General features: G+C 35.5%; 7 protein-coding genes. 6 read left to right on the plus strand and 1 reads right to left on the minus strand.

The genetic code is table 11. The features are described 5' to 3' along the window. The first annotated feature begins 285 nt into the window (after positions 1-285). From NCC77_RS06430 to NCC77_RS06455, 6 genes are all read left to right on the plus strand, one after another. On the plus strand, positions 286-2,292 hold the full coding sequence (locus NCC77_RS06430; RefSeq protein WP_250834852.1) for a glycoside hydrolase family 97 protein: 2,007 nt from the start codon (positions 286-288) through the stop codon (positions 2,290-2,292). Positions 2,293-2,431: 139 nt separating this feature from the next. After that, on the plus strand, positions 2,432-4,003 hold the full coding sequence (locus NCC77_RS06435; protein WP_250834853.1) for a GH39 family glycosyl hydrolase: 1,572 nt from the start codon (positions 2,432-2,434) through the stop codon (positions 4,001-4,003). 98 nt (positions 4,004-4,101) lie between these two features. Next, positions 4,102-6,339 carry a glycoside hydrolase family 3 C-terminal domain-containing protein gene (locus NCC77_RS06440; protein ID WP_250834854.1) on the plus strand — a complete coding sequence of 746 codons (2,238 nt, stop codon included), beginning with the start codon at positions 4,102-4,104 and terminating at the stop codon, positions 6,337-6,339. A 95-nt stretch (positions 6,340-6,434) separates the two neighbouring features. Continuing rightward, positions 6,435-7,925 carry a cellulase family glycosylhydrolase gene (locus NCC77_RS06445; protein ID WP_250834855.1) on the plus strand — a complete coding sequence of 497 codons (1,491 nt, stop codon included), beginning with the start codon at positions 6,435-6,437 and terminating at the stop codon, positions 7,923-7,925. Between the two features lie 114 nt (positions 7,926-8,039). After that, the gene (locus NCC77_RS06450) at positions 8,040-9,986 is read left to right on the plus strand and encodes a sialate O-acetylesterase (protein WP_250834856.1); all 1,947 of its coding nucleotides are present in this window, start codon (positions 8,040-8,042) and stop codon (positions 9,984-9,986) included. Between the two features lie 277 nt (positions 9,987-10,263). Next, complete coding sequence (locus tag NCC77_RS06455) at positions 10,264-12,660, plus strand: glycoside hydrolase family 95 protein (protein ID WP_250834857.1); 2,397 nt, start codon at positions 10,264-10,266, stop codon at positions 12,658-12,660. A gap of 254 nt (positions 12,661-12,914) precedes the next feature. Here the strand turns inward: NCC77_RS06455 and NCC77_RS06460 are convergent, their stop codons facing one another. Next, positions 12,915-13,460 carry a CvpA family protein gene (locus NCC77_RS06460; RefSeq protein WP_250834858.1) on the minus strand — a complete coding sequence of 182 codons (546 nt, stop codon included), beginning with the start codon at positions 13,458-13,460 and terminating at the stop codon, positions 12,915-12,917. Positions 13,461-13,621: the final 161 nt, after the last annotated feature.

A 13,621-nucleotide genomic window follows, 5' to 3' on the forward strand; every position in this document is an offset into this window, starting at 1 on the left:
AAATTACACGAATTACCACGAATTAAATTGGTGATAATTGGTGTAATTCGTGGCAAAAAATAAAATATTTAAACACATAGAAACATAGGTTTTTGTTTGTAAATAAAAGGAGTTGGAAAGAAACTAGTTTCTCACACATAGAAACTATGTTTGTTTAAACAAGTGAAACGCCTTTTTTAAGTTTCTAATAAGCTATGATTCTATGTGTTTAAAAAATATAGCCACAGTTTTAAAATCCATATAATCCTTTTAATCTGTGGCAAGAAAAATATAATACCAAAAAACATGAAAAACTATCTAATTCTCCCAGCCATATTGTTTTCAATGACAATCGGCTACAGTCAAAAAACGAAAAACGCTTACGAGTTGGCATCGCCAAACGGAAAGAATACCATCAAATTTGAGCTGGTAAAAAACGCTCCAAAATATGCTGTTTCTCACGGAAAAACCGAAGTGATTTCTCCGTCTGATATGGGATTTGTTTTGAAAGGAAATGAAGATTTAAGTTCAAACTTTGAAATTAAAGGAGCCAAAACTTCTACGTTTGACGAAACTTGGGAACAAGTTTGGGGAGAAAAGAAAAATATTAGAAATCACTACAATCAATTGGTAGTAGATTTACAGCAAAAAACAGGCAACAAAAGAAAATTACAAATTCAGTTCCGTGCTTTTGACGACGGAGTTGCTTTTAGATATGTTTATCCTAAACAAAATGTAAAAGACAGTATTTTCATCATGGATGAAAAAACGACTTTCAACTTAAAAGAAGACGGAAAAGCGTGGTGGATTCCAGCAAACAGAGAAAACCGTGACGAATATCTTTTCAAAGATGCGCCGGTAAGTACTTTGGATACCGTTTTAACTCCGTTAACAATTGAAAGCAAAAGCGGATTAGCTTTAAGTTTCCACGAAGCAAACTTGATCGATTTTGCAAGTATGACTTTGGTTAACAATAAAGGAACAGAATTAAAATCGGATTTAGTGCCTTGGCCTGACGGTGTGAAAGTTCGTGTAAAAGATACGTTTACTTCTTCTTGGAGAACACTTCAAATTGGAGAAAATCCAGGAGAATTGATCACTTCTTATTTGGTTTTAAACTTAAACGAACCAAACAAATTAAAAAATACAAACAGCTATTTCAAACCTTATAAATATTTAGGAATCTGGTGGGGAATGCACATTGGTAAATATACTTTTTGGGAAAGCGACAAACAAGGCGCAACAACCAAAAATGCTGAAACGTATATCGATTTTACAGCAAAAGAAGGTTTCAACCATTTATTGATCGAAGGATGGAATAAAGGTTGGACTCCAGGTTGGTATGAAAACCGTATGCACATGTTCAGTTTCACGAAAAGCGCTGACAATTTCGATTTAGAAAAAGTAGTGGAATACGGAAAGAAAAAGAACATCGAATTAATCGGTTACCACGAAACAGGTTCAAACTTAATTAACTACTTAAAAGAAGTTGATGAAGGTTTTGCTTTATACAAAAAACTTGGAATCCATACCGTGAAAATCGGTCACGTAGGCTCTAAATTGAATATGAAACAAATGCACTTTGGACAATTTGGAGTAAATTATTTCAGATACATTTTAGAAAAAGCAGCACAATACGATTTAGCCGTTTTGTACCACGAATCAATTAAAGATACTGGAGAAAGAAGAACTTTTCCAAACATGGTTTCTAGAGAAGCAGCGCGCGGACAAGAATATAATGCTTGGAGCGAAGGAAATCCGCCAAACCATTTAAGTATAATTCCGTTTACAAGATTACTTTCTGGACCAATGGATTTTACACCTGGAATTTTTGATGTTGAAGTAAAACAAGGTTATCCTGGAAAAAGAATTCAAGGAACAGTTGGTCAGCAATTGGCATTGTATGTAACGATATATTCTCCAATTCAAATGTTGGCAGATCTTCCTGAAAACTACGAAGGAAAACCAGCTTTACAATTCTTAAAAGATGTTCCAACAGATTGGGAAGACACTAAAATCTTAGAAGGAAAAATTGGTGAATACATCACAACAGTAAGAAAAGACAGAAACAGTGCCGATTGGTATTTAGGAACCTTGACCAATGAAAAACCTAGAAACGTAGAAATTTCTTTATCATTTTTAGATCCAAGTGCAACTTACGAAGCGCAGATTTATGTTGATGCCGAAGGAACAGATCAAACGCATAATCCAGAAGCGGTAGCAATTTCGAAAAAAACTGTAAAAGCTTCAGATAAATTACAATTGAAATTAGGCGGAGCTGGCGGTGGAGCAGTGAGATTTAAAAAAATATAACTATTAGATTTAGTATCCTAACAGGTTTCCAAAACCTGTTAGGTATCAATATCATATTCAATTAAAGAAGCTTTTAGATTAGGTAAAATAAATACCTAACAGGTTTTGAAAACCTGTTAGGATAAAAAACATTTTTCAGATGAAAAGAATTTTAATACTCTTGGTTTTAATTCATTCAATCCAAATCATTGGACAAAACAATAATGCTGAAAATCGAACCATAAAAGTAGATTTCAATAAAACTGCTGGAAAATTAAACACCATGTTTAAAGAATGCATTGGTGCCGGAAGAGCAAACGAAGGTTTGAGAGCCGACTGGCAGCAGCAATTGGCATTGGTTAAAAAAGAATGCGATTTTAAATACATCCGTTTTCATGGTTTATTGTCAGATGATATGGCCGTTTACCGTGAAGACAACAAAGGGAATCCAGAATACAATTATCAATATGTAGACGTTCTGTTTGATTACATTGTAAGTCTGAAAATGAAACCTTTTGTTGAATTAGGTTTTATGCCTAATGCGTTAGCAAGCGGAAAAGAGACTATTTTTTGGTGGAAAGGAAACGTAACACCTCCAAAAGATTATAAAAAATGGGAAGATTTGATTAAAAATCTAACTGCACATTTTAAAGAACGTTACGGAGATGAAGAAGTAAAAACTTGGTACTTTGAAGTTTGGAATGAGCCTAACTTATCACCAGGTTTCTGGACAGGAACGCAGCAAGAATATTTTAAATTATACGATTATGCAGCCCGCGGTGTAAAAGCTGTAAATCCTGCATATAAAGTTGGCGGACCAGCAACGGCAGGCGCAGGATGGGTTCCAGAAACAATTGAGTTTTGCGCTAAAAATAATGTGCCATTAGATTTTATTTCGACACATACTTATGGTGTAAATCAAGGATATTTGGATGAATTCGGAACTTCTGGAACAGTTTTGAGTCCAGATGTAAACAGTGTAAATGGAGATGTTATTAATTCGCGTAAGCAGATCACCAATTCGGCTAAACCTAATTTAGAATTGCATTATACAGAATGGAGTTCCTCTTACACACCGGCAGATCCGATTCACGACAGTTATCATTCGGCAGCTTATATTCTGCAAAAACTCAAGCAAGTCGGCAGTGCTGCAAACTCGATGTCATATTGGGTTTTTACCGATATTTTTGAAGAACCAGGACCAAGATTTACACCTTTCCACGGCGGTTTCGGATTATTGAATACGCAAGGAATTAAAAAACCAGCTTATTTCTCTTATTATTTAATGAATAAATTAGGAGAAACAGAACTTCAAAATTCAGATAGAGCTTCTTGGACTTCTAAAAATGCAAAAGGCGATGTACAGGTTTTGTTATGGGATTTTACGAATACGCATCCCGGCGATAAGGTTTGGAATCAAACTTATTACATTCAGGATCTTCCATCAAAAGAAAAAGGAAAAGTAAAAGTGGAGATTGATGGCATTCAAAAAGGAAAATATCTTTTAGAAATATATAAAGTCGGCTATAAAGTAAATGACGCTTATGCAGATTATTTGGCAATGAATAAGCCGAGTCAATTAACACGTCAGCAGGTAAATTTCATAAAAGAGAAAAATAACGGAGCGCCAATTTCGACAGAAAAAATTACAATTGACGGAAAAGGAACTTTCAGCAGAGAATTCAAAATCAACGAAAATGATGTTGTCATGCTGAATTTAATTAAACAATAATAAAGAGAAAACCACAAACATAAAAATAGTATTAACGGTATTTAAAGATGATGTGTGAGGAATCAAAAATCTTTAAATCAAGAAACACCTAACTATCTATGAAAAACAAAATGATATTCCTTTCATCAGCTCTAGTTTTTGCATTCTTTACTTCATGTAAAAATGATGCCCAAACTTTAGCTTCAAATTCGGCACAAACCGAAGAATACGTTGGAAAAGAAATAAGCACAGATCATGATGCTGAAATCGACAAATTGATTTCGCAAATGACATTAGAAGAAAAAATCGGAATGCTTCACGGAAACAGTATGTTTGCCAACGCAGGCGTAAAACGTTTAGGAATTCCAGAATTAAAAATGGCCGATGGTCCGTTGGGCGTTCGTGAAGAAATCTCACGTGACAATTGGGCTCCAGCAGGATGGACAAACGATTTTGCAACGTATTATCCAGCAGGAGGTGCTTTAGCAGCAACTTGGAACGCAGAAATGGCGCATACTTTCGGAACCAGTTTAGGAGAAGAATTACGTGCAAGAGACAAAGACATGTTGCTTTCGCCAGCGATCAATATGGTGAGAACACCGCTAGGAGGAAGAACATACGAATACATGTCTGAAGACCCATTTTTGAACAAAAAAATCGCGGTGCCTTTGATCGTTGGTTTACAAGAAAAAGACGTAATGGCGTGTGTAAAACATTACGCAGCAAACAATCAGGAAACCAATCGTGATTTTGTCGATGTTCAAATTGACGAGCGTACACTTCGCGAAATTTATCTTCCCGCTTTTGAAGCTTCGGTTAAAGAAGCAAAAGCATACAGTATAATGGGAGCTTACAATAAATTCAGAGGCGAATATTTATGTGAGAATGATTATATGCTGAATAAAATCCTTCGTGATGAATGGGGATTTAAAGGTATTGTAGTTTCTGACTGGGCTGCGGTGCATTCTACTGCTAAAGCATTGAAAAATGGTTTAGATATTGAAATGGGAACACCAAAACCTTTTAATGAATTTTTCTTAGCAGATAAATTAATCGCTGCTGTTAAATCGGGAGAAGTTTCAGAAAAAGAAATCGATCTTCACGTAAAACGCATTTTAAGAACATTGTTTCAGGTAAAAGCAATGGGAGGAGGAACACGTGCAAAAGGAAGCATCGCAACCGAAGCGCATTACCAAGATGCTTACAAAATTGCAGCTGAAGCAATTGTATTGTTGAAAAACGAAAACAATGCATTGCCATTAAAACTAGACGGAGTAAAATCTATTGCCGTTATTGGAAACAACGCAACAAAGAAAAACGCTTTGGGCGGATTTGGAGCGGGTGTAAAAACCAAAAGAGAAGTTACACCTCTTGAAGGTCTTAAAAACAGACTTCCTTCATCAATCAAAATCAATTATGCTGAAGGATATTTAGAGCGTTACGATGAGAAAAACAAAGGGAACTTAGGAAATATTACGGCTAATGGTCCAGTTACAATTGATGCTTTAGATCCTGCAAAAGTTCAAGAAGCAGTAGAAGCAGCTAAAAATTCAGATGTAGCCATCATTTTTGCGGGTTCAAACCGTGATTACGAAACAGAAGCTTCAGACCGTAGAGATTTGCACTTGCCTTTCGGACAAGAAGAATTAATTAGAAAAGTAACAGCTGCAAACCCTAAAACGATTGTGGTAATGATTGCTGGGGCTCCTTTTGATATTAACGAAGTAAGCCAGAAATCTTCTGCTTTAGTTTGGAGCTGGTTCAACGGTTCTGAAGGTGGAAACGCTTTGGCTGATGTTATTTTAGGAAAAGTAAATCCGTCAGGAAAATTACCTTGGACAATGCCTAAACAATTGAAAGATTCTCCTGCGCACGCTACAAACAGTTTCCCTGGAGACAAAGCGGTAAATTATGCTGAAGGAATTTTAATTGGATACCGTTGGTTTGACACTAAAAACGTAGCGCCATTATATCCTTTCGGTTACGGATTATCATACACGACATTCGCGCTTGATAATGCAAAAGCAAATAAAGATTCGTATGCTCAAAACGACGTAATCGAAGTTACAGTTGACGTTAAAAACACTGGAAAAGTAGACGGAAAAGAAGTAGTACAATTATATACTTCAAAATCTGATTCTAAAATCACTCGTGCAGCGCAAGAATTAAAAGGTTTCAAAAAAGCAGCTGTAAAAGCGGGAAGTTCAGAAAAAGTAACGATTAAAGTACCAGTAAAAGAATTGGCTTACTACGATGTTGCTGCTAAAAAATGGACAGTTGAGCCAGGAAAATATACTATTAAGTTAGGAACTTCTTCTAGAGACATTAAAAAGGAAATTCAAGTAACAGTTAAATAAATTGTTATTGCTATAAAATAACCAAACCACCAACGCCAGCCCATTAAAAGCTGGCGTTGATTTTAAAAACTTACACTTAACTTACACTAAACCAAATGAAAAAATCAATCAAAGACTACCTCTTGTCTCTTATTCTATGTTTTGCTTTCTTAGGAGTTTTAGCTTGCAGTTCAGATAAAGAAGAAGCTCCAGTAAGTATAAAAACGCTTACTGCGAGTACGAGTAAAATCGATTTTGAAAGCAAAGAGAATTCAATTGAAGTAACGATTAATTCTAATGGAGTTACTTGGACATTGAGTAATCCTGTAAGCTGGATAAAAGTAAGTCAGACTACAGGAACTTCAGGAAGTACTGTAGTAAAAATTACTGCTTTAGAAAACACGACTACAGCTTTGCGAAATGCTGTTATTACTTTGACAAGCACCGAAGTGCCGTCTGCAACAATTTCAGTTTCTCAGGCCGCAGGAAGTTTATATCCAAGTTACAATACCAATCCAATTGCAGCTGATGCTTCCGGAATGGGAAGTTCTGCGGTTGAATTGGCAGCTAAAATTAAATTAGGATGGAATATCGGAAATACTTTGGAAGCAACCGGAGGCGAAACCGCTTGGGGAAATCCAAAAGTAACAAAAGCTTTAATTGATGCCGTAAAAGCAAACGGATTCAATGCGATCAGAATTCCGTGTTCTTGGAATCAGAATTTAGAAAATGATGCAACAGCAAAAATCAAAGTGGATTGGTTAAACCGAGTGAAAGAAGTAGTGCAATATTGTGTAGACAACGATATGTATGTTGTCGTAAACATTCACTGGGACGGTGGCTGGCTGGAAAACAATATTACCGAAGCCAAAAAAGTAGAAAACAATGCCAAACAAAAAGCTTTTTGGGAACAAATTGCAACACATTTACGAGGTTTTGACGAACATTTACTTTTTGCAAGCGCCAATGAACCAGCTGTTGAAGATGCGGCGCAAATGGCCGTTTTAAATTCGTATCATCAAACTTTTATTGATGCCGTTCGTTCAACGGGAGGAAAGAACGCTACTCGTGTTTTAGTTGTTCAGGGACCAACAACAGACATTGAAAAAACAAATAAATTAATGACTACATTGCCAGTAGATAAAGTTACAGGCAGAATGATGGTCGAAGTACATTATTATGCTCCGTGGAATTTTGCTGGTTTAACTAAAGACGAAACTTGGGGTAAAATGTTCTATTATTGGGGAGCAGGATTTCATTCCTCAACCGATACAGAACGAAATGCAAGTTGGGGAGAAGAAGCAGATTTAGAAAAGAATTTCAAATTGATGAAAACCCAATTTGTAGACAAAGGAATTCCTGTTTTATTGGGAGAATTTGGAGCAATCCGAAGAACAACTTTGACAGGAGACGCTTTAACTTTACATTTAAATTCGAGAGCTTATTATTTAAAAACGGTAGTCAAAACAGCAAAAGCAAACGGATTATTACCATTTTATTGGGACGAAGGAAGTACCGGAAATAATGGTTTCGGAATCATAAATAGAACTAATAATACGGTCTTCGATACACAAGCTTTAAACGCATTAATAGACGGATTAAAGTAAAAATGAGGTTAAAAACCATATAAGTGATATAAGATAATTTAAGTTTAGATTGAGTTTATAATTTATATTTACTTATATCACTTATAGGATTCAAAAAATATTTAAATTAAAAAAATGAAAAAGAGTATAATATTTATTTTTCTGTTAATTAGTGTTTTATCCAATGCTAATGTGAGAATGCCTTTAATATTCTCTGACGGAATGGTACTTCAAAGAGACAAACAAATTCCGATTTGGGGTTTTGCTGATGCGAATGAAAGTGTAGAAATTCATTTCAATAAACAAATTAAGAAAACGCAAGCTGATAAAAACGGAAAATGGACGGTAAATTTAAATGCTGAAAAAGCAGGCGGACCTTTCGAATTAATCATTATCGGAAAAAATAAAATCACCATCAAAAATGTTTTGGTGGGAGAAGTTTGGATTTGCAGCGGACAATCGAATATGGAATTTCAGGTTTTCAAAACCATGAATGCGGAAAAAGAAATCAACAGTGCCGATTATCCAATGATTCGTCATTTTGGTGTGGCGCAAGATTTAAGCGGTACTCCAAAAGACGATTTAAAGCAAGGAAAATGGGAAGTGGCCAACAAAGAAAATGTAGGCAACTTTACAGCAGTCGGTTATTATTTTGCTAGAAAACTATATTCAGAATTAAAAATCCCAATCGGGATCATCAACACTTCTTGGGGCGGAACCAATGTTGAAACTTGGACAAGCCGTGAAGCTTTTGAAAACAGCCCAGATTTTAAAGCCATGATTTCCGATGTCCCAACTGTAGATATCAATGCTATTTTTGAAACGTATAAAAAATCGGTTTTAGACAACTTGAAAAAAGTGCAGGGTTTTGATGTTTCGATGGAAAACGAAGATCAATTTAAAAACCCAAACTTCCAAGACAAAAACTGGCAAGAAATAAAAGTGCCATCACTTTGGGAAAATCAGCAGATTGGCAATATAGACGGAATTGTCTGGATGCGAAAAACCATTGTTTTAACAGCAGAACAAGCCAAAAAAGAAGCCGTTTTACATTTAGCAAAAGTAGATGACGAAGACAAAACGTATGTAAATGGCGTGGAAGTAGGAACCAATAATCTTTGGGATAAATTGCGAGTTTACAAAATTCCTGCAAATGTCTTAAAAGAAGGAACAAACGTAATCGCAGTAAGAATTACAGATTACAGCGGCGGTGGCGGAATCTACGGCGATCCGCAAGATCTAAAAATCGATTTTAAAGATTCAAATGTACCATTAGAAGGACTTTGGAAATTCAATGTCATAAAAGTGAGAATCGAAGTTTCACCAAACAGTTATCCATCGTTATTGTACAATGCAATGGTAAATCCGCTGGTTCCTTATGCGATGCAAGGTGTTTTGTGGTATCAAGGAGAAGCGAATGTTTGGAGAGCGGCAGAATACAAAAAATCATTTCCGTTATTGATCAATGATTGGAGAACAAAATTCAAACAAGGTAACTTTCCTTTTTATTTTGTTCAATTATCAACTTTCGATGAATTCGGAGGAAACAGCCAAAAAGGGAGCCGTTGGGCAGAACTTCGCGAAGCACAATCTGAAACTTTAAAATTGCCAAACACCGGAATGGTGGTTACAACAGATATCGGAAATGCAAAAGACATTCATCCAACCAACAAACAGGACATTGGTTTACGTTTGGCGGCAATTGCAATGAATAATCTTTATGGCAAAAAACAAGTTCATAGAGGACCAACTTATAAATCTCAAACAATAAAAGGAAACGAAATTATTCTTACTTTCGATAACATCGGCAGCGGATTATCAACGCCAAATAACGATGAATTAAAAGGATTCGAAATTGCAGGTTCAGACAAGGTTTTTCATTCCGCGAAAGCGATAATTAAAGACAACAAAATAATCGTTTCAAGCGATAAAGTTCAAAATCCCGTAGCAGTTCATTATGGCTGGGCAGATGATGATACAGCAATTAATCTTTTCAATAAAGAAAAATTCCCTGCATCGCCATTTAGAACCGATAATTGGGAAATGCTAACGGCGAATGAGAAGTATAAAGTGAGCAAATAGTTATTAGGCGTTAGTGATTAGCCCCTAGTAAAGAGCTAGATAACACACAACGATATATGTTCCGCTAGGAACATTTCATCGGTAGCAACGGATGAAATCCGTTGAATAAAATGTATATAACAAAAAAATGTTCCGTAGGAACATCTGATTTATAACGTTTTTTATGTCCTAACAGGTTTTAAAAACCTGTTAGGTATCACTAGATTTTTTTATTAGTTTAGATAAAAAATAAATACCTAACAGGTTTTTAAAACCTGTTAGGATAATATAACCAAATATGATTAAAAAAACATTTCTCATTTTACTTTTCACGTCTTATTATGCAAACATTTCGGCACAATCCAAAAATGTTTTGTGGTATAAACAACCTGCAGAATTCTTTGAAGAAAGCTTGGTTTTAGGAAACGGAAAAATGGGAGCAACGGTTTTTGGAGGAGCCAATTCAGACAAAATTTATTTGAATGACATTACGCTTTGGTCAGGCGAACCTGTAAATGCCAATATGAGTCCGGAAGCTTACAAAAATATTCCGGCAATTCGTGAAGCTTTACAAAACGAAAACTACAAACTGGCAGAAGAACTCAATAAAAAAATTCAGGGAAAAAACTCCGAATCGTATGCGCCTTTAGGAACATTAGAAATCAATAATTCTGAAAAAGGAAAAGCGGTTAATTATCATCGAGAACTGGATCTTTCAAATGCCATTTCTAAAGTTAGTTACGAAATGGCGGGTATCAAATATACGCGAGAATATTTCGTATCGGCTCCAGATAAAGTTATGATTATCAAACTGACAGCCGATCAAAAAGGAGCTTTAAACTTTGATATCAATCTAAAAAGTCTTTTAAAATCAAATGTCGAAGTGCGAAACAATATTTTGGTTTTAAAAGGTTCTGCGCCAATTCATGAAAACGCAGGGTATGATGTTTCTCCAAAATATTTGAGCTTAAAAGAAAGAGGAACACGATTTACAGGTTTAGTCCAAATCAAAAAAACAGACGGAAAAATTACAAGTTCTCGAGAATCGTTAACGCTAACAGATGCAACTGAAGCGGTTATTTACGTTTCTGTGGCAACAAGCTTTAACGGTTTTGACAAAAATCCGGCATCAGAAGGATTAGACGAGGTATCGATCGCCTTGCAAAATCTGAACAATGCATACGCAAAACCATTCGATAAACTAAAAGAATCTCACATTGCCGATTATCAAAAATTCTTCAATCGGGTCAATTTAGATTTAGGAAAAACAACCGCTCCAGATTTACCGACAGACGAACGTTTATTGCGTTATGCTGACGGAAAAGAAGATAAAAATCTAGAAATTCTCTATTTCAATTTCGGACGTTATTTATTAATAAGTTCATCAAGAACTTTGGGTGTTCCAGCCAATTTACAAGGACTTTGGAATCCGCATTTAAGTCCGCCTTGGAGCAGTAATTATACGATGAATATCAATCTGGAAGAAAATTACTGGCTCGCAGAAAACACCAATCTTTCCGAAATGCATTCGTCACTTTTGAGTTTCATTAAAAATCTTTCGGTTACAGGAAAAGTTACAGCCAAAACTTTTTATGGTGTAGATAAAGGTTGGGCTGCTGCTCATAATTCAGATATTTGGGCAATGACCAATCCGGTTGGACAGTTTGGAAAAGAAGACCCGATGTGGGCGTGCTGGCCAATGGCGCAGGCGTGGTTGAGTACGCATATTTGGGAACATTATACTTTTACCCAAGATGTAGCTTATTTAAAAAAAGAAGGTTATCCTTTGATGAAAGGCGCAGCCGAATTTTGTTTAGGTTGGATGGTTACCGATAAGAACGGAAATTTAATTACATCGCCTTCGACTTCACCAGAAAATCAATATAAATTGGCAGATGGTTTTGTGGGCGCAACATTATACGGAGGAACTGCCGATTTAGCCATGATTCGCGAATGTTTTGATAAAACCATAAAAGCTTCAAAAGTGCTGAATACAGATGCTGATTTCAGAAAAAAACTGGAAACAGCGTTGTCAAAATTGCATCCGTATCAAATTGGTAAAAAAGGAAATCTGCAGGAATGGTATTTTGATTGGGAAGATAATGACCCAAAACATCGTCATCAATCGCACTTATTCGGACTTTTTCCTGGCGATCATATTACTCCATTAAAAACTCCAGATCTAGCGGAAGCTTCAAAAAAGACATTAGAAATAAAAGGCGACGAAACCACAGGCTGGTCAAAAGGCTGGCGAATCAATCTTTGGGCGAGACTTTGGGACGGGAATCGCGCTTATAAAATGTATCGTGAATTACTTCGCTACGTAGATCCTGACGGAAAGAAAACAGAAAAACCAAGAAGAGGTGGAGGAACGTACCCGAATTTATTCGACGCACATCCGCCATTTCAAATTGATGGTAATTTTGGAGGAGCTGCAGCCGTTGCTGAAATGTTAGTGCAATCAGACGAAAACGAAATCAGATTATTGCCTGCTTTACCAGACGCTTGGTCAGAAGGTTCTGTAAGCGGCATTTGCGCAAGAGGCGGATTTGAAATTGAAATGACTTGGAGTGATAAAAAACCTGAAAAAGTAATTGTTTCTTCTAAAAATGGAGGAAAAACAACGTTGATTTTTGGTGATAAAAAACAAGAGATTGTTTTGAAAAAAGGAGAAAGTATAGAAATCAAGTTTTAAAAATAATGTTTGATATTATAAGAAGATAAGCTTCGGAGAAGCGTAATATTTATAGAATAAAATAGATATTTACAATATAAAGCTCCAGCGGAGCGACATATAAAATATTTACAATTCAAATATTTCGCTCCGCTGGAGCTCTTTACATTCGGACGGTTTAATTTCTATAAATATATCGCCTCGCTGAGGCTTTTTAATAACAAACCCGACATGTTTCAAAAACCTGTCGGGTTTAATTCTAAATGATCGAACTATTATTTTTCTGTCTGTTCTTTTTCTTCTTCTTGTTTCTCAGAATGTTCCTTTTTAAAAATCTCGTACCATTTTTCAATCGACGGATACACAAAAGCAGCGACTTTTTTTACTGGATTATAAAAAATGTAATTATCTAAAGTTTCTTTTTTAGCGAAAGTATTATTGAAATTGATTTTCTCAAATAAAGCAATGAAAATACTCAATATTAGAATCGTTTTTAAAACCCTGAAAAATCCGCCTCCAAGTTTATTCATCCAGCCTAACATAGCGAAATCGGCAATTCCGGTTAAAATTTTGGCTAAAAAATAAACTCCAATTACAACTAGAATAAACGTCAGGATAAAAGCGGTAATTTGAATATTAGTTGGATTCCACGAAACATGTTTTGAAATCCATCCTGTCATTAATGAAGAAAATTTAATAGCAAGGTAAATTCCTAACAACAAAGAAATAAAAGAAGCGACTTCTACAAAAAGACCATTTTTAATGCCTTTATACAAACTGTAACCCAAAAGTGCAGCTACAATAATATCAAAAAAACTCATGTTTAGATTTGGTGTTTAATGAGGCGCAAAGATATATCTTTTTTTAGGTTCAAAGGTTCATAATGACAAAGGTTGAGAGGTTTTTGCAGTTCTGTTTTTCGATGAATTTATTTTTTTTAGGTACATTGAGTTTGAACTCTGTATCTTTGCAAATCAAATTT

Origin of the sequence: Flavobacterium tyrosinilyticum, from assembly GCF_023656565.1 — a bacterium.
GTDB classification, from domain to species: Bacteria; Bacteroidota; Bacteroidia; order Flavobacteriales; family Flavobacteriaceae; genus Flavobacterium; species Flavobacterium tyrosinilyticum.

What these genes read in the sequence shown, in the direction of transcription:
- NCC77_RS06440 (WP_250834854.1), top strand. Translation starts at nt 4,102, where the DNA reads ATGAAAAACAAAATGATATTCCTTTCATCAGCTCTAGTTTTTGCATTC.
- NCC77_RS06450 (WP_250834856.1), top strand. Translation starts at nt 8,040, where the DNA reads ATGAAAAAGAGTATAATATTTATTTTTCTGTTAATTAGTGTTTTATCC.
- NCC77_RS06460 (WP_250834858.1), bottom strand. Translation starts at nt 13,460, where the DNA reads ATGAGTTTTTTTGATATTATTGTAGCTGCACTTTTGGGTTACAGTTTG.
- NCC77_RS06430 (WP_250834852.1), top strand. Translation starts at nt 286, where the DNA reads ATGAAAAACTATCTAATTCTCCCAGCCATATTGTTTTCAATGACAATC.
- NCC77_RS06445 (WP_250834855.1), top strand. Translation starts at nt 6,435, where the DNA reads ATGAAAAAATCAATCAAAGACTACCTCTTGTCTCTTATTCTATGTTTT.
- NCC77_RS06435 (WP_250834853.1), top strand. Translation starts at nt 2,432, where the DNA reads ATGAAAAGAATTTTAATACTCTTGGTTTTAATTCATTCAATCCAAATC.
- NCC77_RS06455 (WP_250834857.1), top strand. Translation starts at nt 10,264, where the DNA reads ATGATTAAAAAAACATTTCTCATTTTACTTTTCACGTCTTATTATGCA.